General features: G+C 61.3%; 16 protein-coding genes and 1 tRNA gene. 13 read left to right on the top strand and 4 right to left on the bottom strand.

What is annotated here, in order from left to right; genetic code table 11:
• Positions 1–38 precede the first annotated feature (38 nt).
• From hflX to ACK59L_RS19265, 6 genes are all read left to right on the top strand, one after another.
• Positions 39–1,340 (top strand): ribosome rescue GTPase HflX, encoded by a 1,302-nt coding sequence (hflX, locus tag ACK59L_RS19290; RefSeq protein ID WP_409275422.1) that lies wholly within the window; start codon positions 39–41, stop codon positions 1,338–1,340.
• Positions 1,341–1,436: 96 nt separating this feature from the next.
• Positions 1,437–2,615, top strand: a complete 1,179-nt coding sequence (hflK, locus tag ACK59L_RS19285) for an FtsH protease activity modulator HflK (protein ID WP_058637989.1) — start codon at positions 1,437–1,439, stop codon at positions 2,613–2,615.
• Positions 2,615–3,484 carry a protease modulator HflC gene (hflC, locus tag ACK59L_RS19280; RefSeq protein WP_058605819.1) on the top strand — a complete coding sequence of 290 codons (870 nt, stop codon included), beginning with the start codon at positions 2,615–2,617 and terminating at the stop codon, positions 3,482–3,484. Before hflK ends, hflC begins: the two co-directional genes overlap by 1 nt.
• A 287-nt stretch (positions 3,485–3,771) precedes the next feature.
• Positions 3,772–4,959, top strand: a complete 1,188-nt coding sequence (locus tag ACK59L_RS19275) for an ATP phosphoribosyltransferase regulatory subunit (protein ID WP_409275419.1) — start codon at positions 3,772–3,774, stop codon at positions 4,957–4,959.
• Positions 4,960–5,015: 56 nt separating this feature from the next.
• The gene (locus tag ACK59L_RS19270) at positions 5,016–6,308 is read left to right on the top strand and encodes an adenylosuccinate synthase (protein WP_023533002.1); all 1,293 of its coding nucleotides are present in this window, start codon (positions 5,016–5,018) and stop codon (positions 6,306–6,308) included.
• Between the two features lie 187 nt (positions 6,309–6,495).
• A complete protein-coding gene (locus ACK59L_RS19265) occupies positions 6,496–8,430 on the top strand; it encodes a methyl-accepting chemotaxis protein (protein ID WP_409275417.1) in 1,935 nt (644 codons plus the stop codon).
• A 14-nt stretch (positions 8,431–8,444) separates the two neighbouring features.
• Here ACK59L_RS19265 and ACK59L_RS19260 read toward each other — a convergent pair whose 3' ends face one another.
• The 3 genes from ACK59L_RS19260 to ACK59L_RS19250 all read right to left on the bottom strand — a co-directional run bounded on the left by ACK59L_RS19260 (position 8,445) and on the right by ACK59L_RS19250 (position 11,352).
• Complete coding sequence (locus ACK59L_RS19260; RefSeq protein ID WP_100850696.1) at positions 8,445–10,010, bottom strand: iron ABC transporter permease; 1,566 nt, start codon at positions 10,008–10,010, stop codon at positions 8,445–8,447.
• Complete coding sequence (locus ACK59L_RS19255) at positions 10,010–11,023, bottom strand: extracellular solute-binding protein (RefSeq protein WP_058637993.1); 1,014 nt, start codon at positions 11,021–11,023, stop codon at positions 10,010–10,012. The genes ACK59L_RS19260 and ACK59L_RS19255 overlap by 1 nt, the downstream gene beginning before the upstream one ends.
• A gap of 242 nt (positions 11,024–11,265) precedes the next feature.
• A tRNA-Leu gene (locus ACK59L_RS19250) sits at positions 11,266–11,352 on the bottom strand.
• A 271-nt stretch (positions 11,353–11,623) separates the two neighbouring features.
• Here ACK59L_RS19250 and rnr point away from each other — a divergent pair.
• From rnr to dnaB, 7 genes are all read left to right on the top strand, one after another.
• The gene (gene rnr, locus ACK59L_RS19245; protein ID WP_409275414.1) at positions 11,624–14,206 is read left to right on the top strand and encodes a ribonuclease R; all 2,583 of its coding nucleotides are present in this window, start codon (positions 11,624–11,626) and stop codon (positions 14,204–14,206) included.
• Positions 14,203–14,949: a 23S rRNA (guanosine(2251)-2'-O)-methyltransferase RlmB gene (gene rlmB, locus ACK59L_RS19240; RefSeq protein WP_409275412.1), complete on the top strand. Its 747-nt coding sequence runs from the start codon at positions 14,203–14,205 to the stop codon at positions 14,947–14,949. The genes rnr and rlmB overlap by 4 nt, the downstream gene beginning before the upstream one ends.
• A gap of 295 nt (positions 14,950–15,244) precedes the next feature.
• On the top strand, positions 15,245–15,670 hold the full coding sequence (rpsF, locus tag ACK59L_RS19235) for a 30S ribosomal protein S6 (protein WP_021783885.1): 426 nt from the start codon (positions 15,245–15,247) through the stop codon (positions 15,668–15,670).
• A gap of 28 nt (positions 15,671–15,698) precedes the next feature.
• Positions 15,699–15,929, top strand: coding sequence for a 30S ribosomal protein S18 (rpsR, locus tag ACK59L_RS19230; RefSeq protein ID WP_003249563.1), 231 nt, complete (start codon positions 15,699–15,701; stop codon positions 15,927–15,929).
• 33 nt (positions 15,930–15,962) lie between these two features.
• Positions 15,963–16,826, top strand: a complete 864-nt coding sequence (locus ACK59L_RS19225) for a hypothetical protein (RefSeq protein WP_023533001.1) — start codon at positions 15,963–15,965, stop codon at positions 16,824–16,826.
• A 20-nt stretch (positions 16,827–16,846) separates the two neighbouring features.
• Entirely contained in the window at positions 16,847–17,293 is a 447-nt protein-coding gene (gene rplI / locus ACK59L_RS19220) for a 50S ribosomal protein L9 (protein ID WP_012316464.1), read from the top strand.
• A gap of 113 nt (positions 17,294–17,406) precedes the next feature.
• Entirely contained in the window at positions 17,407–18,804 is a 1,398-nt protein-coding gene (gene dnaB, locus ACK59L_RS19215) for a replicative DNA helicase (RefSeq protein ID WP_023532900.1), read from the top strand.
• A 168-nt stretch (positions 18,805–18,972) separates the two neighbouring features.
• On the opposite strand, the gene ACK59L_RS19210 is transcribed toward dnaB, so the two are convergent.
• Entirely contained in the window at positions 18,973–19,914 is a 942-nt protein-coding gene (locus ACK59L_RS19210) for an RHS repeat-associated core domain-containing protein (protein WP_409275409.1), read from the bottom strand.
• Positions 19,915–20,002 lie beyond the last annotated feature (88 nt).

The following is a 20,002-nucleotide window of genomic DNA, read 5'->3' as shown; positions in this document are numbered from 1 at the left end:
GCGACAGCGAGCCAGGCAACGCCTGATAGGAGCCTGCATTGTTCTTTGAGCGCCACGGTGGTGGTGAACGCGCGTTGCTCGTTCACTTGGAAGGTCAGAACCCTGAGGCGCGCGAAGACCCGCAGGAGTTTCAGGAGCTCGCGTTGTCGGCCGGTGCCGACATCGTCTCGCTGGTAACGGTCTCGAGGCATCAGCCCTCGGCCAAGTACCTGATTGGCAGTGGCAAGGTGGAGGAGTTGCACGACCGTGTCCATGCCGAGCAGGTAGACCTGGTGATTTTCAATCACACCCTCACGCCCAGTCAGGAGCGCAACCTCGAACGCGTGTTCGAGTGCCGTGTGCTCGACAGGACCGGGCTGATTCTGGATATCTTCGCCCAACGGGCACGTACCCACGAAGGCAAGCTGCAGGTCGAACTGGCCCAGCTTGAGCACATGAGTACGCGGCTGGTACGCGGTTGGACCCACCTTGAGCGACAAAAAGGGGGTATTGGCCTGCGGGGGCCGGGTGAAACCCAGCTCGAAACCGACCGTCGCCTGCTGCGCGTACGCATCCGGCAGATCAAGTCCCGCCTCGAGAAAGTGCGCAGCCAGCGTGAACAGGCGCGTCGCGGGCGCAAGCGCGCGGACATTCCGTCGGTCTCGCTGGTGGGCTACACCAACGCCGGCAAGTCCACGTTGTTCAACGCCCTGACCCAGTCCGAGGTGTACGCCGCCGACCAGTTGTTCGCCACCCTCGACCCGACGCTGCGTCGGCTTGAGCTCAACGACCTGGGGCCTATCGTGCTGGCCGATACCGTGGGCTTCATTCGCCACCTGCCGCACAAGCTGGTCGAGGCGTTTCGGGCTACGCTCGAGGAGTCGAGCAACTCCGACCTGCTGCTGCACGTGATCGATTCCCATGAGCCTGAGCGCATGGAGCAAATCGAGCAGGTGCTGGCCGTATTGGGCGAGATTGGCGCCGAAGGCTTGCCGATCCTCGAGGTGTATAACAAACTCGACCTGCTCGAAGAGGTCGAGCCGCAGATCCAGCGCAATGCCGACGGCAAGCCTGAGCGGGTCTGGGTTTCGGCACGTGACGGGCGTGGCCTGGAGTTGGTTGGCCAGGCGATTGCCGAGCTGCTGGGTGATGATCTGTTTGTCGGCACCTTGTGCCTGGAGCAACGTTTTGCCCGCCTGCGCGCGCAATTCTTTGACCTGGGCGCGGTGCAGAGTGAAGCGCATGATGAAGAAGGGCGCAGCCTGCTGAGCGTGCGTCTGCCCAGGGTGGAACTCAATCGCCTGGTCAGCCGTGAAGGCATGGAGCCGCAAGTGTTTGTCGAGCAACACACTTTGCAATAAATGCCCTACGAGGTCGTAGGGCAGCAGTGACAGGCATTCTGTAGCATTGGACGGCGCGCCGTGGGCGCGTCTTTGCTTTATCAGATGGAGAGCGCTATGGCTTGGAACGAGCCGGGTGGCAACTCGAACAATCAGGATCCCTGGGGCGGCCGCCGCGGTGGCGGTGGTGGCGGCGACAAAAAAGGTCCGCCGGATCTGGACGAGGCCTTCCGCAAACTGCAGGACAGCCTCAACGGCATGTTCGGTGGTGGCAAGAAACGGGGTGGCGGTGACCGCAATGTCGGCAAAGGCGGCGGCCTCGGGCTGCTGGCCATCGGCCTGGCAGTGCTGGCGGCCATCTGGCTGTACAGCGCCGTGTATGTCGTCGACGAGCAGGAGCAGGCCGTTGTGCTGCGCTTCGGCAAGTACTATGAGACGGTCGGTCCCGGCCTGAACATCTACTTCCCGCCGATCGATCGCAAGTACATGGAAAACGTCACGCGCGAGCGGGCCTACACCAAGCAGGGCCAGATGCTGACCGAAGACGAGAACATCGTCGAGGTACCGCTGACCGTCCAGTACAAGATCAGCAACCTGCAGGACTTCGTGCTCAACGTCGACCAGCCTGAGGTCAGCCTGCAGCATGCGACCGACAGCGCCCTGCGTCACGTGGTGGGCTCTACGTCCATGGACCAGGTATTGACCGAAGGTCGTGAACAGATGGCCGTGGACATCCGCGAACGTCTGCAGCGTTTCCTCGACAACTACCGCACCGGCATTACCGTTACCCAGGTCAACGTGCAGAGCGCGGCAGCTCCGCGTGAAGTGCAGGAAGCCTTCGATGACGTGATCCGGGCGCGCGAAGACGAGCAGCGTGCCCGCAACCAGGCCGAGTCCTACGCCAATGGCGTGGTGCCCGAAGCCCGTGGTCAGGCCCAGCGCATCATCGAAGACGCCAACGGCTACCGCGATGAAGTCATTGCCCGCGCCAAGGGTGAGGCCGACCGCTTCACCAAGCTGGTCACTGAGTACCGCAAGGCACCTGATGTGACCCGCGAGCGCCTGTACCTGGAAACCATGCAGGCGGTGTACAGCAATTCGAGCAAGGTCATGGTGGCAACCAAGGACGGGCAGAACAACCTGCTCTACCTGCCACTGGACAAGATGGTCGAAGGCAGCCGCAACTCGTCCGCACCTGCGAGCGGTGTATCGTCGGCCAACGACGCTGCCGCCGCGCGCTCGGCGCAGGACACGCAACAGCAACAGCAGCCGCTGCGCACTAGGGAGAGCCGCTGATGAGCAACCGATCGCTGATCGCCCTGATCGCCGCCGTGGTTCTGGCCATCGTGGCCTGGAACAGCTTCTACATCGTGGCCCAGACCGAGCGGGCAGTATTGCTGCGCTTCGGTAAGGTGGTCCAGGCCGATGTCCAGCCAGGGCTGCACGTGAAAGTGCCGTACGTGAACCAGGTACGCAAGTTCGACGCCCGCCTGATGACCCTCGACGCCCCTACCCAGCGGTTCCTTACCCTGGAGAAGAAAGCGGTGATGGTCGACGCCTATGCCAAATGGCGCGTCAAGGATGCCGAGCGCTTCTACACGGCCACTTCCGGCATGAAGCAGATCGCTGATGAGCGTCTGTCCCGTCGTCTGGAAAGCGGCCTGCGTGACCAGTTCGGTAAGCGCACCCTGCACGAAGTGGTGTCCGGTGAGCGTGACGCGTTGATGGCCGACATCACCGCTTCGCTGAACCGCATGGCCAACAAGGAGCTGGGTATCGAGGTCATCGACGTCCGCGTCAAGGCCATCGACCTGCCCAAGGAAGTCAACCGCAGTGTGTTCGATCGCATGAGCACCGAGCGTGAGCGCGAGGCGCGCGAGCACCGGGCCAAGGGTAATGAGCTGGCCGAAGGTATTCGTGCCGACGCTGATCGCCAGCGCCGTGTGCTGCTGGCCGAGGCCTATCGCGAATCTGAACAGACCCGCGGTGAGGGTGATGCCCAGGCGGCTGCCATCTACGCCAAGGCCTACACGCAGGACGCTGATTTCTATGCGTTCTACCGTAGCCTGCAAGCCTACCGCGAGAGCTTCTCCAGCAAGAGCGACGTGCTGGTCCTGGATCCGAAGAACGAGTTCTTCCGCTTCATGGACAAGAGCAAGCCCTGAGGCGAATTCGGGCAGGCGCCCCGCCTGGCAGCTAAAACGCCAGGCAGGGTGCATCCCGAATCAAAAGGGGTGTATGATGAGTCAGCCGGGAAATTTCCCGGCTTTTTTGCGTCTGCAAGGTTGATCGGCTTGGTGTCGGTTCGCCTTTGACACGTTCGCAAGGCAATTCGAGGGTATCGGGTACGGTGGCTGCGCTGGGATCAGTGCTGCCCGTTGCTGTGCGCGATACCTGCTTTACTGACGGCCGGCTTGCTGGCGGCCGCCCGGACCAGAGGGGAAAAGGCGTAATGGCAACGGTAGACCGCTGGCTGCTGCCAGATGGCATCGAGGAAGTACTGCCACCTGAGGCTGCGCGCATTGAGATCGCGCGTCGCCAGGTGTTGGACCTGTTCCAGAGTTGGGGTTACGAACTGGTCGTCACCCCGCATATCGAGTACCTGGAATCGCTGCTTACCGGCGCTGGCCAGGACCTGGATCAGCGTACCTTCAAGGTAGTAGACCCGCAGTCCGGCCGCCTGATGGGCTTTCGTGCCGACTTCACGCCGCAGGTCGCGCGCATCGACGCCCATACCCTGCGCCGTGAAGGCCCAAGCCGGTTGTGTTACGCCGGCAGTGTGCTGCATGCCCAGCCGCGTGCTTTGTCTACCTCGCGCAGCCCTATCCAGCTGGGTGCCGAACTGTACGGTGATGCCAGCCCCACCAGCGATGTGGAAGTCATCAGCCTGATGCTCGCCACTCTGCAGTTGGCCGATGTGCCTGATGTCCACATGGACCTGGGCCATGTGGGCATCTACCGTGGCCTGGCTCAGGCCGCCGGCCTGTCGGGCGCGGTCGAGCAGCAGCTGTTCGACGCCCTGCAGCGCAAGGCGGTCGACGAAGTGCAGGCGCTGACGGCCGACTTGCCAAAGGATGTAGGCAACATGCTGCGAGCCCTGGTCGAGCTGTGCGGCGGCAGGGAAGTTCTGGCCGAGGCCCGCGTACGCCTGGGTCGTGCACCTGCCAGCGTGCTGGCCGCCCTGGACGATTTGCTGGCCATCGCCGACCGGTTGGCCGCTCGTTACCCGCAGTTGCCGTTGTACTTCGACCTGGGCGAACTGCGCGGTTACAACTACCACACGGGCGTGGTGTTTGCGGTGTTCGTGCCAGGTGAAGGGCAGTCGATTGCCCAGGGCGGACGCTATGACGACATCGGCGCTGACTTTGGTCGGGCGCGCCCGGCTACCGGTTTCTCCACGGATTTGAAGACCCTGGTCACACTGGGGCGAGCGGAGGTCGTACTGCCCACGGGCGGCATCTGGATGCCGGACAGTGGCGATGCGGCTCTATGGCAGCATGTCTGCCAGTTGCGCAACGAGGGCCAGCGTGTGGTCCAGGCCCTGCCTGGTCAGCCGCTGAGTGCTGCCCTTGAAGCGGATTGTGATCGTCAATTGATTCAGCAAGACGGGCGCTGGCAGGTTCTGCCGCTGGCCCAGTGAGTTTCTGCGTCGGCAACAGGCCGGCAACCAAGTTTGCGTGAATGAGGACCAATGTAATGGGTAAGAATGTCGTCGTCCTGGGCACCCAGTGGGGTGATGAGGGCAAAGGCAAGATCGTCGATCTGCTGACCGAACATGCTGCCGCCGTCGTGCGCTACCAGGGTGGCCACAACGCGGGTCACACCCTGGTGATCAACGGTGAAAAGACCGTTCTGCACCTGATTCCATCCGGCATCCTGCGTGAAGGCGTGCAATGCCTGATCGGCAACGGTGTGGTCGTTGCACCCGATGCACTGATGCGCGAGATCACCAAGCTGGAAGAGAAGGGCGTGCCGGTTCGCGAGCGCCTGCGCATTTCCCCGGCTGCGCCGCTGATCCTGTCGTACCACGTCGCGCTGGACCAGGCCCGTGAGAAAGCCCGTGGCGAAGCCAAGATCGGCACCACCGGCCGTGGTATCGGCCCAGCGTACGAAGACAAGGTCGCCCGCCGTGGCCTGCGCGTGGGCGATCTGTTCCACCGCGAGCGTTTTGCCGCCAAGCTGGGCGAGCTGCTGGACTATCACAACTTCCAGCTGGTCAATTACTACAAAGAGCCTGCCATCGACTTCCAGCAGACGCTGGACGAGTGCATGGCCTATGCCGAACAGCTCAAGCCGATGATGCTCGACGTCACTGCCGAGCTGCACAACCTGCGTCGTGCCGGCAAGGACATCATGTTCGAAGGCGCGCAAGGCTCGCTGCTGGACATCGACCACGGTACCTACCCGTACGTCACCAGCTCCAACACCACCGCTGGCGGTATCTCGACCGGTTCCGGCGTGGGCCCGATGTACCTGGACTACATCCTGGGCATCACCAAGGCCTACACCACCCGCGTAGGTTCGGGCCCGTTCCCGACCGAGCTGTTCGATGACACGGGCGCCACCCTGGCCAAGCGTGGCCATGAGTTTGGCTCCACGACCGGGCGCGCCCGTCGTTGCGGCTGGTTCGATGCCGTCATCCTGCGCCGCGCCATCGACGTCAACAGCATCTCGGGCATCTGCCTGACCAAGCTCGACGTGCTGGACGGCCTGGAGACCATCAACATCTGCGTAGGTTACAAGGATGCCAATGGCGAAGTGATCGAAGCCCCGACCGATGCCGACAGCTACATCGGCCTGCAGCCTGTGTACGAAACACTGCCGGGCTGGAGCGAGTCGACCTTGGGTGCCAAGACCCTGGAAGCGCTGCCTGCCAATGCGCGTGCCTACATCACCCGTATCGAGGAGCTGATCGGCGCGCCGATCGACATCATCTCCACCGGCCCGGACCGCAACGAGACCATCGTGCTGCGTCATCCGTTCGCCTGATCTGCCCTGCAGGCTGATCTGACGCCGTGGCCCTGAACAGGGGCCGCGGCGTTTTTCATTGTGGGTATGAAACGCGCATTGCTTGGACTTGGCGTGTATCCCCGCTGCTACCGGCATAACCCTTGCTGTAAGAAGTGTCTGTCGATGCCATCAAAGTAATGGCGCCAGAAAACACGAGGGTTTCACCGTGTCTGCCATCCTTTCACTGTTACGAAGCCGCCTGTTGCGGCCTGTTTTTGTGGCCTTGGGTATCGCCCTTTTGGTGCAAGTGCTGGTGGCCGTTGCCCTGACACGAAGCACCGTTTCGGCCCTTGAGCGCGAACTGGCCGAACGCCTGGGGCATGACAGCCAGCAACTCACGACCGATCTGGAGCAAGCCGGCCAGGAGGTGCGCGCAGGCCTCGATGGCTTGTCTGCCAGCACGCGCCAACGCTTGAGTGCAGGTCTCTCGACACGCCTGCAGGCCGAGCAGCAGCAACTGCGCGAGACCCTCGAAGGCACGCTGAAGGAGTCCGCCAACGACATGGCAGAGTTGCTGGCCTCGGTGGCGCCGCGCGCCATCTGGGACAAGGATGTGCCGGTGCTATCGGATTTCGCCCGACGGGCGCAGCGCAATCCCAACGTTCTGTTCGTGATTTATGACGATGCAGAAGGCCAGCACCTGACCCGCTACCTGAACCGACAGAACCCGATCAACCAGGCGTTGCTCGAGAAGGGCCAAGGGGAGCGAGCGCTGGACAAGGTGATCGAGGCCGCCCGCCGTGACCCTGCTGTGTACATGGTCGAAGCGTCGATCAACCCAAACGGGGCGGAAATCGGCAAGGTTCTGCTGGGTGTGTCAACCGCCGGTATCGATCAGCAACTGGCCGCGCTGGATCAGCGTTTCGCAGCCTTGATCACCAGCAGCGAACAGCTGGTTGGCGACAGCCTGGTAGGGGCGGCTGCCGACAGTGGCAAGACACTGCGTGAACGCCTTGAGGCTGCGCAAGGCAGCGCCGCGGCCATGCAGAACAATACAGCGCAAACCGTGCGCGATGCGGCGGCTGAATTGCGTTGGCGCATCGGCCTGGGCCTGGTGCTGGTAGGGTTGGGCGTGCTGTTGGTGGTGGCCGTGGTGCTGGGCCGGCGTGTAGTGAGCAAGTTGCGCCTGTTGATCGCGGCGCTCGATGACCTGGCGGCGGGCGAAGGCGACCTGACCAAGCGGGTACGGCTGGACAGCCGCGACGAGATTGGCGACATGGCCTCTGCAGTCAACCGCTTCGTCGACAAGCTGCAACCTATCGTGCGCGAAGCTGGTGACGTGGCCCAGCGCACCGGTGTGGAAATCGGCGCCATGGCCCAGCGCAACGCCGGCGCCGATGCCGCCGCTGCGTTGCAACGTGATGAAGTGGCGGCCAGCCTGAGCGACCTGTCGAGCATGGCTGAAGAAGCCCAAGCCGAGAGCTACGCCATGCAGGCCGCCTTGCAGCAAGTGGTGGACATCCGCCAGGCCACCGACGAAAACAGTCGAACCTCGACGCAACTGGCCGGGCTGATCGAAAACTTGGCTGGGCAGGTGGACGCAGGCTCCCAGGTCATTGAGCGCCTGGCCAAGCAAAGTGAGCAGATCGAGGTGGTACTGACGGTGATCCATGGCATTGCCGAACAGACCAACCTGCTGGCCCTCAACGCTGCCATTGAAGCGGCCCGTGCCGGCGAGACCGGGCGCGGCTTTGCCGTGGTGGCGGATGAAGTCAGGGCGTTGGCGAGCAAGACGCAATGCTCCACCGGTGACATCCAGGCGCATATTGCCGCGCTGCAGGCAGGGGCCAAGGAGGCGGTAGCCACGATCAGCCAGGCGGGTGCAAAGGCCAGCGAAGGGCTGCTGGTGCTGCGTGAAAATGAGCGTCGACAGCAGTCAGTACAGGCTGCCGTCGAGCAGGTGCATGCGGCGATAGGCCTGGCCACCCGCGCCGCCGAACAGCAAGCCAATGGCGCACAAGCGGTGCGCGGCAGGGTGCAGAACATTCATACCCAGGCCGAGCGTTCAGCCGAAGTGGTGATGCAGACCACGGCAAGCAGCAAGGTACTGGACGATCTGGCGGCGCAGCTTCGGGCGAGTCTAGGCCAGTTCCGGGCTTGATGCGTTTGAGGCCATCATGCCCGGTTCAGGTACATCCGCGTTGTCAGCAGATAAACCGGCAGCCCGGAAACCACGATCAACAACGCCGCATACGGGGCCGCGGCGGCGAACTCCACATTGGCCGTGTGTGCCCAGACTTCGGTGGCAAGGGTCGTCATGCCGGTCGGGCTGAGCAGCAACGTTGCCGTCAATTCCTTCATGGCGTCCAGAAACACCAAGGCGAAGGCCGCTGCCATCGCCGGGAAGATGATCGGCAGGGTCACTTTGCAGAACGCGGCGAAGCTGCTTGCACCCAGGGTGCGGGCTGCTTCTTCCAGCGTAGGGGAAGCCTTGTTCAAGGCCGTGCGCACGGGCGACTGGGCCAGAGGGAGGAACAGCAGTGCATAGGCCAGAAGCAGTAACGCAGTGGTCTGGTACAGCACCGGCACGTAGTGCAGGGCGAAGAACACCAGCGTCAGGGCAATGACCAGGCCGGGCAGGGCATGCAGCAGGTACGGCAAGCGTTCTGCCCAAATGGCCAGGCGCCCCTTGTAGCGCACCACCAGGAAGCTGATCGGCAGAGCTAGCACGACGCAGAAGCCGGCGCCGCCTAGCGACACGGACAGCGAAGTGAACAGGGCACTGGAAATATCCGCAATGGGGAACGCTGCGGAGGAACCCACACTGAGCCAGTAACCGAGCATGGCCAATGGAATACCGCTGCCCAAGACTGCCAGGCCCAGGCAGAACAACTGAGCAGGTATTGCCCAGCCACGCAGCTTTATAGGCTGAGCGCGGCGTGCCACGCCCTGGCCGATGCGCACATGCCGGGCCTTGCCGCGTACCCGCAGCTCCAGCCAGAGCATGACCAGGCACATGGCTAGCAGTACGGCAGAGAGCATGGCCGCGTTGGCGTTGCTGAACTCCAGCTCAAACTGTTGGTAAATGGCGGTGGTGAATGTCTGCAGGCCTAGAATCGACAGTGCGCCGAATTCCACGAGCATGTGCAGGGCAATCAACAAGGCGCCCCCGAGCATCGATGGCCACAGCAGGGGCAGGGTGACTTTCCGGTACACGCTCCAGCGGCTACAGCCCAGGGTACGCGCCGACTCCTCGAGTGAGGTGTCCAGGTTGCGCAAGGTGGCGGCCACTGGCAGGAAGATCAGCGGGTACTTGGACAGGGCCATCACCAAAATGGCGCCGCCCAGGCCCTCGAAGTCAGCGCTCAGCGAGACCCAGGTGAAGCTGCTGACGAACGACGGCACGGCAAAGGGCAGGCACAACACCACCCCCCACAGCCTACGACCGGGCAGGTCGCTGCGTTCGAGCAACCAGGCCAGCGCCAGGCCGACCACCATGCAAGTCAGGGTTACCCCGACCATCAACAACAAGGTATTGCGCATCAGCCCCCATACATAGGGGCGCCACAACAGATACAGCGCCTCTCGCCAGCCGGCTTCCCAGGCTTTGATGGCCACGTAGAGCAATGGCAGCACGCTCATCGCCACCAGGAAAAGCACGGGCAGCACCACCCAGATCGAGGGGCGCTTGCGGCGCGGTACGAAACGTACCGGCACCGGCTGGGTCAGGGCGGCAGTCATTAGAGCAGACCGACCTCACGTTCCAGTTCGATGGCTTCCTCGGCATTGCCCAGGTCGGCAGGCGAGATCTTGGGTGGGCGCAGGTCTTCGAACGGCTTCAGGCCCCGGTCTGAGACCATGCCCTTGTGTAGCGGGTACTCGGCTGTCGTCTGGGTGATGACGCGCTGGCCTTCTTCGCTGGCCATCCAGTTGAGCAGGGCCTGGGCTTCCTTGGGGTGCTTGCTGGCCTTCACGGCCGCGGCACCCGAAATGGTCACCAGGTTGCCGGCATCGCCGTCGGCCAGGTAGTACAGCTTGGAATCGAGCTTGCCACGCTCGCGCTCCAAGGCGTACCAGTAGTAGTTGTTGACCAGCACCGCGTCCACTTCACCTTTCTCCACGGCCTTGAGGGCGACCATGTTGTTGGTGTAGGTCTTGCCGAAGGCCTTCAGGCCGGTCAGCCATTCTTCCGTTGCCTCGCGGCCATGCATCTTCAGGATGGCTACCGCCTGCTCCTGGAAAGCCCCGCTGGTGGGCACGAAGCCAACACGCCTGTCCCATTCAGGGTTGGCGAAGTCCATCACCGTGGTCGGCAGGTCCTTCTCGTCGATTTTCTTGGGGTTGTACACCACCACCCGGGTCCGCGCGGTCACGCCCATCCAGGTGCCGTTGGCGGCGACATATTCCTTGGGCAGCATGTTGAGCGTGGCATCATCGATCTTTGCCAGCAGGCCCAATTCACCCAGGTTGTTCAGGGGGGGCGACTCTTCGGTATAGATGATGTCGGCCGGCGAGCGCTCGCCTTCTTCGATGATCTGGCTGGCCAGCTGGTTGCTGCTGCCCTTGCGAATATTGATATGGATGCCGGTCTTGGCTTCATAAGCCTTGGCGATGGCCTCGCCGATTTCCTTGTGCTGACCGTTGTACATGGTCAAGGTGACCGGCGCGTCTGCCATGGCGGCCGGAGCGCCGATGACCAGGCTCAATACGGCGGCGGCCAGGGTGCGCATCAGCGGTTGCGGGCGGATCGTCATGCGGGTACTTCCTCGCTTACGGCTACATATTCGGAAACAATGGTAAACGAAATCGTTTCTCATGTGGCGAGGTGACGATAAATTCATTGAGCGGGTTACGTGGGCTTATGCACGCATCGGAAGGGGCGGGGCGTTGGGTCTTGTGCACCGTCTTGCAGAAGGCCGAAAGCACGGGAGGGTGCGGCCAAGGTGCTGAATTTCAGGCAAGAAAAAACCCACTAGCAAGCTAGTGGGTTTTTGTATGGTGCCCAGGAGAAGACTCGAACTTCCACGACCGTTAAGTCACTGATACCTGAAACCAGCGCGTCTACCAATTCCGCCACCTGGGCACACATTCGAGATAAAAGATGCTTTACAGCGCCGCTCATCTCTACTACAACTCCGGGGTTGTCCGTCGTCGTGGTGCGCACTATACGGATGCTCCCAAGGGCTGTAAAGCCCTCGATCAAAAAAAATCTCAAAAAATTCAACTTGTTGATTTCATGGGCCTATTGCCGATTGCCGAGCGCTCCTCAGGGGGCTGTCCAAGGCTGACATTTCCGGTTTCAATACGCCTATGCCAGAATTCCTATCTATATACCCCAAGGTGAACCCCTTCTGATGGCCGATTGGCAATCCCTCGATCCCGAGGCCGCTCGCGAAGCGGAAAAATACGACAACCCCATTCCCAGCCGTGAGCTGATCCTGCAGCGCCTTGCCGACCGTGGCGAACCGGCCGCGCGCGAGGAGCTGGCGGCAGAGTTCGGTCTGCACGAAGAAGACCAGATCGAAGCACTGCGCCGTCGCCTGCGGGCCATGGAGCGCGACGGCCAGCTTATCTACACCCGGCGCGGCACCTATGCCCCGGTGGACAAGCTGGACCTCATCTGCGGTCGCGTCTCCGGCCACCGCGACGGCTTCGGCTTCCTCATTCCCGACGACGGCAGCGAAGACCTGTTCCTGAGCCCGTCGCAGATGCGCCTGGTGTTCGATGGCGACCGTGCCCTGGCTCGCGTATCCGGCGTCGACCGCCGTGGCCGCCGTGAAGGCGCGCTGGTCGAGGTCGTCTCCCGCGCCCATGAAAGCGTAGTCGGCCGCTACTTCGAGGAAGGCGGCATCGGTTACGTGACCCCCGACAACCCGAAGATCCAGCAAGAAGTGCTGGTCACGGCCGGGCGTAACGGTGGCGCGAAGATCGGCCAGTTCGTCGAGATCAAGATCACCCATTGGCCGACGGCGCGGTTCCAGCCACAAGGCGATGTGGTGGAAGTGGTCGGCAACTACATGGCGCCGGGCATGGAAATCGACGTTGCCTTGCGCAGCTACGATATCCCACACGTCTGGCCCAAGGATGTGATCAAGGAGGCCCGCAAGTTCCGCTCCGAAGTCGAAGACAAGGACAAGGAAAAGCGCGTCGACCTGCGCCACCTGCCCTTCGTGACCATCGACGGTGAGGACGCGCGCGACTTCGACGATGCCGTTTACTGCGAACCGCTGGGCAAGCTGCGGATGTTCTCCGGTGGCTGGCGCCTTTATGTGGCGATCGCCGACGTGTCGAGCTACGTTCGCCTGGGCTCGGCGCTGGATGTGGAAGCCCAGCAGCGCGGCAACTCGGTGTACTTCCCCGAGCGCGTGGTGCCCATGCTGCCCGAGGAGCTGTCCAACGGCCTGTGCTCGTTGAACCCGCATGTCGATCGACTGGCCATGGTCTGTGAAATGACCATGAACAAGGCCGGGCAAATGGTCGACTACCAGTTCTATGAAGGGGTCATCCACTCCCACGCCCGCCTGACCTACAACAAGGTCAGCAGCATGCTCGAGCATTCACGCACCCGTGAAGGCAAGGCGCTGCGCGAGGAGTACAAGGAAGTCGTCCCGGACCTGAAGAACCTCTACAACCTGTACAAAGTCCTGCTCGAGGCCCGTCACACCCGCGGTGCCATCGACTTCGAGACCCAGGAAACCCGCATCGTCTTTGGCGAAGACCGCAAGATCGCGGAAATTCGCCCGACCGTGCGCAACGATGCGCACAAGCTGATCGAGGAATGCATGCTGGCCGCCAACGTGGCCACGGCAGAGTTCCTGCAAAAGCACGGTGTGCCGGCCCTGTATCGTGTGCACGACGGCCCGCCACCGGAGCGCCTGGAAAAGCTGCGCGCTTTCCTGGGTGAGCTGGGGCTTTCCCTGCACAAGGGCAAGGATCCGTCGCCCAAGGACTACCAGGCACTGCTGGCGAGCATCGCCGCCCGCCCGGACTTCCACCTGATCCAGACCGTGATGCTGCGCTCGCTCAGCCAGGCGGTGTACAGCACCGACAACAACGGCCACTTTGGCTTGAACTACGAGGCGTACACCCACTTCACCTCGCCGATCCGCCGTTACCCTGACCTGCTGGTGCACCGCGCCATCCGCAGCGTCATCCGTTCCAAGGTCGATACCCCGCACGTCAAGCGTGCCGGTGCCATGAGCATTCCCAAGGCGCGCATCTACCCGTACGACGAGAACACCCTCGAGCAGCTGGGCGAGCAGTGTTCGATGACCGAACGCCGGGCCGACGAAGCCACCCGTGACGTGGTCAACTGGCTCAAGTGCGAGTACATGAAAGACCGCGTGGGCGAGACGTTCCCGGGTGTGATCACCGCGGTGACCGGTTTCGGCCTGTTCGTCGAGCTGACGGACATCTACGTCGAGGGTCTGGTGCACGTCAGTGCGCTGCCGGGCGACTATTACCACTTCGACCCAGTGCATCATCGTCTGTCGGGCGAACGCACCGGCCGCAGCTTCCGCCTGGGTGACACGATCGAGGTCAAGGTCATGCGCGTGGACCTGGACGAGCGCAAGATCGACTTCGAGGTGGCCGACGCCACCTTGGCCGCTCCGATCGGTCGCAAGCAGCGTGGTGCAACGGCTGCGGAGGCCCCGACCGAGCAAGCACCGGAGCAAGTGAAGGCCAAGGCCACGCCCAAGCCGCGCAGCCGCAAGAGCGAAGCGTCCGAGGCGTACTTCCCCAAGGACGCCGTGCAGCGCAACGCCGAGGTGCGCAAGAGCCGCGAAATGAAAAAGGCGCTGATGACCGAGGCTCGCAGTAGCAGCCACGGCAGCAGCAAGTCGGACAAGGGCAGCAAGACGTCCGGCAAGCCTACCAAGCACCGTAAAGGGCCGTCGAAATCCGGCGCCTCACGCAAGAGCAAGAGTAATTCATGAGTCAGTTGGAAAAGATCTACGGCGTTCACGCAGTACAGGCGCTGTTGCAGCACCATCCCAAGCGGGTCAAGCAGATCTGGCTGTCGGAGGGTCGCAGCGAGCCGCGCCTGCAAGCGCTGCTGGCCTTGGCCGCCGAGAATCGCGTGGCCGTGGGTCAAGCCGAACGCCGTGAGATGGACGCCTGGGTCGAGGGCGTGCACCAGGGGGTGGTGGCCGAGGTGAGCCCCAGCCAGGTCTGGGGCGAGCTCATGCTCGAGGAATTGCTCGAACGCACTGAAACGCCGCCGCTGATCCTGGTGCTGGACGGGGTGACCGACCCGCACAACCTCGGTGCCTGCCTGCGCACCGCCGATGCGGCGGGAGCCACGGCTGTGATCGTGCCTAAGGACAAGTCGGCGACCCTTACGCCTGTGGTGCGCAAGGTCGCATGCGGCGCAGCCGAGGTGATCCCGCTGGTGGCCGTGACCAATCTTGCGCGTACGCTTGAGAAGTTGCAGCAGCGTGGGCTGTGGGTGGTCGGCACCGCCGGCGAAGCCGAGCAGGAAATCTACCAGCAGGACCTGACCGGCCCGCTGGTGATGATCATGGGCGCCGAAGGCAAGGGCATGCGCCGGCTGACCCGCGAGCACTGCGATTTTCTGGTGAAGCTGCCGATGAGCGGCAGCGTCAGCAGCCTGAACGTGTCCGTGGCCACTGGCGTATGCCTGTTCGAGGCCGTGCGCCAGCGCCAGACCAAGGGTTGATCCCGGGGCCGTGCCGGTCTTGTGGCCGGCGCGGCGTCAGCCTGACCTGACCACGCGAACTGATCCTGTGCAAGCAGTTGCACCCGTGGCGCGACAGGCGCCGCGTCGAAGTGTTTCCGGTTGTTCAAATAATCGCCAATTGCCTTGCTTGTCTGTCTGGCCTTCTCTACAATTGCGCCCCTTGCCGAGCTGGCAGGTGCGCATGTGCCTCTACTCCCTGGCAAGACACACCAGTGTCATTCACTCCTTGTCTGACCAGATTCGCTGGCAGACTACTAACCCGTAAGGAGCATTCATGCGTCATTACGAAATCATCTTCCTGGTTCACCCGGACCAGAGCGAGCAAGTCGGCGGCATGGTTGAGCGTTACACCAAGCTGATCGAAGAAGATGGTGGCAAGATCCACCGCCTGGAAGATTGGGGCCGTCGTCAACTGGCCTACGCAATCAACAATGTTCACAAGGCTCACTACGTGATGCTGAACGTTGAGTGCACCGGCAAGGCCCTGGCCGAGCTGGAAGACAACTTCCGCTACAACGATGCCGTTATCCGTAACCTTGTCATCCGTCGCGACGAAGCCGTTACCGGTCAGTCCGAGATGCTGAAGGCTGAAGAAAACCGCAGCGAGCGCCGTGAGCGTCGTGAGCGTCCTGAGCATGCCGAGTCCGCCGAAGGCGACGACAGCAATGACAGCGACTCCAGCGATAACGCTGACGAGTAATCCACGGACCTTTAGAGGAGCCTATTAAATGGCACGTTTCTTCCGTCGTCGTAAATTCTGCCGCTTCACTGCTGAAGACGTGAAAGAGATCGACTTCAAAGATCTCAACACCCTGAAAGCTTACGTATCCGAAACCGGCAAGATCGTTCCAAGCCGTATCACCGGTACCAAAGCTCGTTATCAGCGTCAGCTGGCTACCGCTATCAAGCGCGCCCGCTTCCTGGCCCTGCTGCCCTACACCGACAGCCACGGCCGCTGAGACCGGGTCGTCGACAAGCAGTAAGGGATTAGCATGCGAGCGTTAGCAAGTTTCATCATGCGCGGTCGTGTGCAGGCCACCCTCGTGGTGGTCATCAGCGCGGTATTGCCGCTGCTGTTCTGGTTGAGTGCCGCTGCCGGCAGCCTTGTGCTGCTGCGGCGCGGGTTCAAGGATGCTTCAACGGTCATCGCTGGCGGCTTGCTGGCAGGGTTGGCCGTTTGGGTCATGGGCGATCCGATCACCTTCATGGTGATCGCGGGCGCCCTGGCACTTGCCGGCCTGTTGCGGGCCGAGCATCCCTGGAGTCGGGTGTTGGTGGTCAGTGCCGTGTTCGCCGTGGCGTTCAGCCTCGTGCTCGATCTGGCGCTGGCCCCTACCTTCGATGCGCTGGCCAAGGCGTTTGCCGAAGCCATGCCGCAAGTAGAAGGGCAGCCGGTGCTCTCCGGTGAAGTGATCCGCCCATTGCTGGTCACTTCCACAGCGGTGACAGTGCAGTTGTTCTGCGTGCTGGCCTTGGTGCTGGCGCGCTATTGGCAGGCAGCGTTGTACAACCCTGGAGGCTTCGGTCACGAGTTTCGTGCCCTGAAGCTGCCGAAACAGACCATGGTGGCCCTGGTGGCAGTGATGGTGGTGGCCCCGTTCATCGGGCCGCAGTTCATCATCCTGGCATCGGCTTCGAGCCTGGTACTGGTGCTGGCCGGCATCGCTTTGATGCATGGGCTCGTGGCGCAGGGCCGACTGGCCGGTTTCTGGCTGGTAGGGATGTACGTGACGCTGCCGCTGATCATGCAGCTGATTTACCCGTTGCTGGTGGTCCTGGCCATTGTCGACAGCCTGATTGATTTTCGCGGTCGCAAGTCCCCCAAAGGGAATGACTCCGCGAACGGTGAAGGTTAAAAGTTAAGAGGTTTTACCAAATGGAACTGATCCTGCTGGAAAAAGTCGCCAACCTGGGCAACCTGGGCGATAAAGTAAAAGTTAAGGCTGGTTACGGCCGTAACTTCCTGCTGCCATTCGGCAAGGCTACCGTTGCCAACGCCGCCAACCTGGCTGCGTTCGAAGAGCGTCGCGCCGAGCTGGAAAAAGCAGCTGCAGACCGTAAATCGTCGGCTGAAAGCCGCGCTGCCCAACTGGCCGAGCTGGAAGTGACCATCACTGCCACTGCTGGCGACGAAGGCAAGCTGTTCGGTTCGATCGGCACCCACGACATCGCTGACGCCCTGACCGCCTCCGGCGTTGAAGTGGCCAAAGCTGAAGTTCGTCTGCCGAACGGCACCATCCGTCAGGTTGGCGAATACGACGTAGCCGTGCACCTGCACAGCGACGTTGAAGCCACCGTACGCGTGGTCGTCGTAGCTGCCTAAGCTGCGCTGACTGGCTGGCCCCTCAGGTGTCAGCCGGTTAACATCGGGCACGGTCCTGTCTTCGACAGGCCGTGCCCTTTGTCTTTTTCATCCTCCAGAATTCTTTCGTGGCCATGAACGAGATCACTACCTCCGAACAGCTCGACCTGCAAACCGCAGCCCTGAAAGTGCCGCCGCATTCCATCGAGGCCGAACAGGCCGTGCTCGGTGGGCTGATGCTGGACAACAACGCCTGGGAGCGGGTGCTGGATCAGGTGTCGGACGGTGACTTCTACCGGCATGACCATCGGCTGATCTTCCGTGCCGTGCACAAGTTGGCCGACGCCAACCAGCCGTTCGATGTGGTGACGCTGCACGAGCAGCTCGACAAGGAAGGCCTGTCGACGCAGGTCGGTGGCCTGGCGTACCTGGCCGAGCTGGCCAAGAACACGCCTTCGGTGGCCAACATCAAGGCTTACGCCGCGATCATTCGCGAGCGGGCCACGCTGCGGCAACTGATCAGCATCAGTACTGACATCGCAGACAATGCGTTCAACCCGCAAGGCCGTGATGCGGCGGAAATCCTCGACGACGCCGAGCGGCAGATCTTCCAGATCGCCGAGGCACGGCCCAAGACAGGCGGCCCGGTAGGGGTCAACGACCTGTTGACCATGGCCATCGACCGCATCGACACCTTGTTCAACTCCGACAGCGACATCACCGGTATTTCCACCGGTTATACCGACCTGGACGAGAAAACCAGCGGCCTTCAGCCGGCCGACCTGATCATCGTGGCGGGCCGACCTTCGATGGGCAAAACCACGTTCGCCATGAACCTGGTGGAAAACGCCGTGCTGCGGACCGACAAGGCCGTGCTGGTGTTTTCGCTGGAAATGCCAGGCGAATCGCTGGTCATGCGTATGCTGTCCTCGCTGGGTCGTATCGACCAGACCAAAGTCCGCTCCGGTCAATTGAGCGACGACGACTGGCCACGCCTCACCTCGGCGGTAAACCTGCTCAACGACCGCAAGTTGTTCATCGATGACACCGCCGGCATCAGCCCATCAGAGATGCGCGCGCGCACCCGGCGCCTGGCACGCGAGCACGGCGAGATCGCCATGATCATGGTCGACTACCTGCAGCTGATGCAGATTCCCGGATCTTCCGGTGACAACCGCACGAACGAGATTTCCGAAATATCCCGGTCGCTCAAAGCCTTGGCCAAGGAATTCAACTGCCCGGTCATTGCTCTATCGCAGCTCAACCGTTCGTTGGAGCAGCGCCCGAACAAACGCCCGGTCAACTCCGACTTGCGTGAATCGGGTGCAATCGAGCAGGACGCCGACGTCATCATGTTCGTGTACCGCGACGAGGTGTACCACCCCGAAACCGAGCACAAGGGCGTGGCGGAAATCATCATCGGCAAACAGCGTAACGGGCCTATCGGCTTTGTGCGCCTGGCGTTCATCGGCAAGTACACCCGCTTCGAGAACCTCGCGCCGGGCATGTACAACTTCGACGATGATGAATAAGCCACTTCCCTGATGAGGGCCTTGAGTAACGATCGAACGCAAAGCCTTAGAAGAGCTCTGTTGACTGACTGCGACCGCTTGTGTCACAAGGTCGTTTCAGGAGTCGCGCCGTCCTTCAAGCTTTAAACGCTTGCAGAGCCCATTTCTATCTCGCCGAAAATCCGCCCGTCATCCACGCCCGTTTCGGAGCGTCTTTAATTTTTCAGGATTTCGAATATTGCCCTGCCTAGTTTTCGTTGATGTCACACCATAGAAATAATCAAACACGGGTATTCTGAGCAGGCGATCTACATACTGTCCGTTTTTATCAGTCGTGCCATAGACGTTGACGCCCTTATGGTAGCCAGAGGCTTGTGCACCGGTTAACCTGGCCATGTCTTCAGCCAGAGAGAGGCCTTGAGGACTTTCGGGTACGGCGGATTTGCAAGTTAGGAAATGTGTTTGTCTGGATTTCATTTCAATACCCGCTTGCTCAAGTGCGGTATAAAGGCTGGATGCTGAATATTTATATTGGTCTCCTATAGCATAGCCTGAGTCCCCGTGGCCGCTGATGTAAAGTGTACTAAGTTTTCCGTCGTTCCTCGGGGGTTTAGCATAAGCGGTTAATCCGTCGTGCTGCCATGCTATGCTGCCTTTATAAATTTTCTTCGTGAAAAGCCTGATTAGAAATTTTCTTGGACTGACAGTGAACTCACCGCTTGGGTCACTGTTGCTGATCGGGTCGTTTAAAGCGAATGCATAGTAGCTAAGGCCGCCCTTCGAAAACGGGCTTAGGGCGTCTGGACTTGTGAATCGCATGAGTGAAGGGCTATAAAGTCTGCGGCCATTCCCGAGTAGATAGCCGTTGCTTATTGGATCTTCCCGTTCGCCTTTAAAACACCATCCACTGTCCGAGGGTGGGCTGAATCCAAAGGCGCTATAGCGGTAAGGTACAAAATACTTCGGGTGCACTGTTAGGAATGGAGAATTGAATAAGTCAACGCTTATGGGTCTTTGGATGTTGTGGAGGTCTTTAATCGCTAGGTTGATTCCTTGGGCTCTAAAAATGGATTCGCTCGTGGACGAATGCTGAATATGTGTTAAGGCGTTATTACAATAGAATAAGCGCATTTTTTAACCTCGCTCGTTACCATGGGTAGCGGAGTGTGCATATTGAGCATATGTAAAAAATTGGCTACGTGGTACTGGCGAAAATGCT

The organism is Pseudomonas sp. KCJK9111 (genome assembly GCF_046231935.1).
Classification (GTDB): Bacteria; Pseudomonadota; Gammaproteobacteria; order Pseudomonadales; family Pseudomonadaceae; genus Aquipseudomonas; species Aquipseudomonas parafulva_B.
The sequence above is the reverse complement of the archived record's forward strand: the minus strand, read 5'-3'. Positions and strand labels throughout refer to the sequence as shown.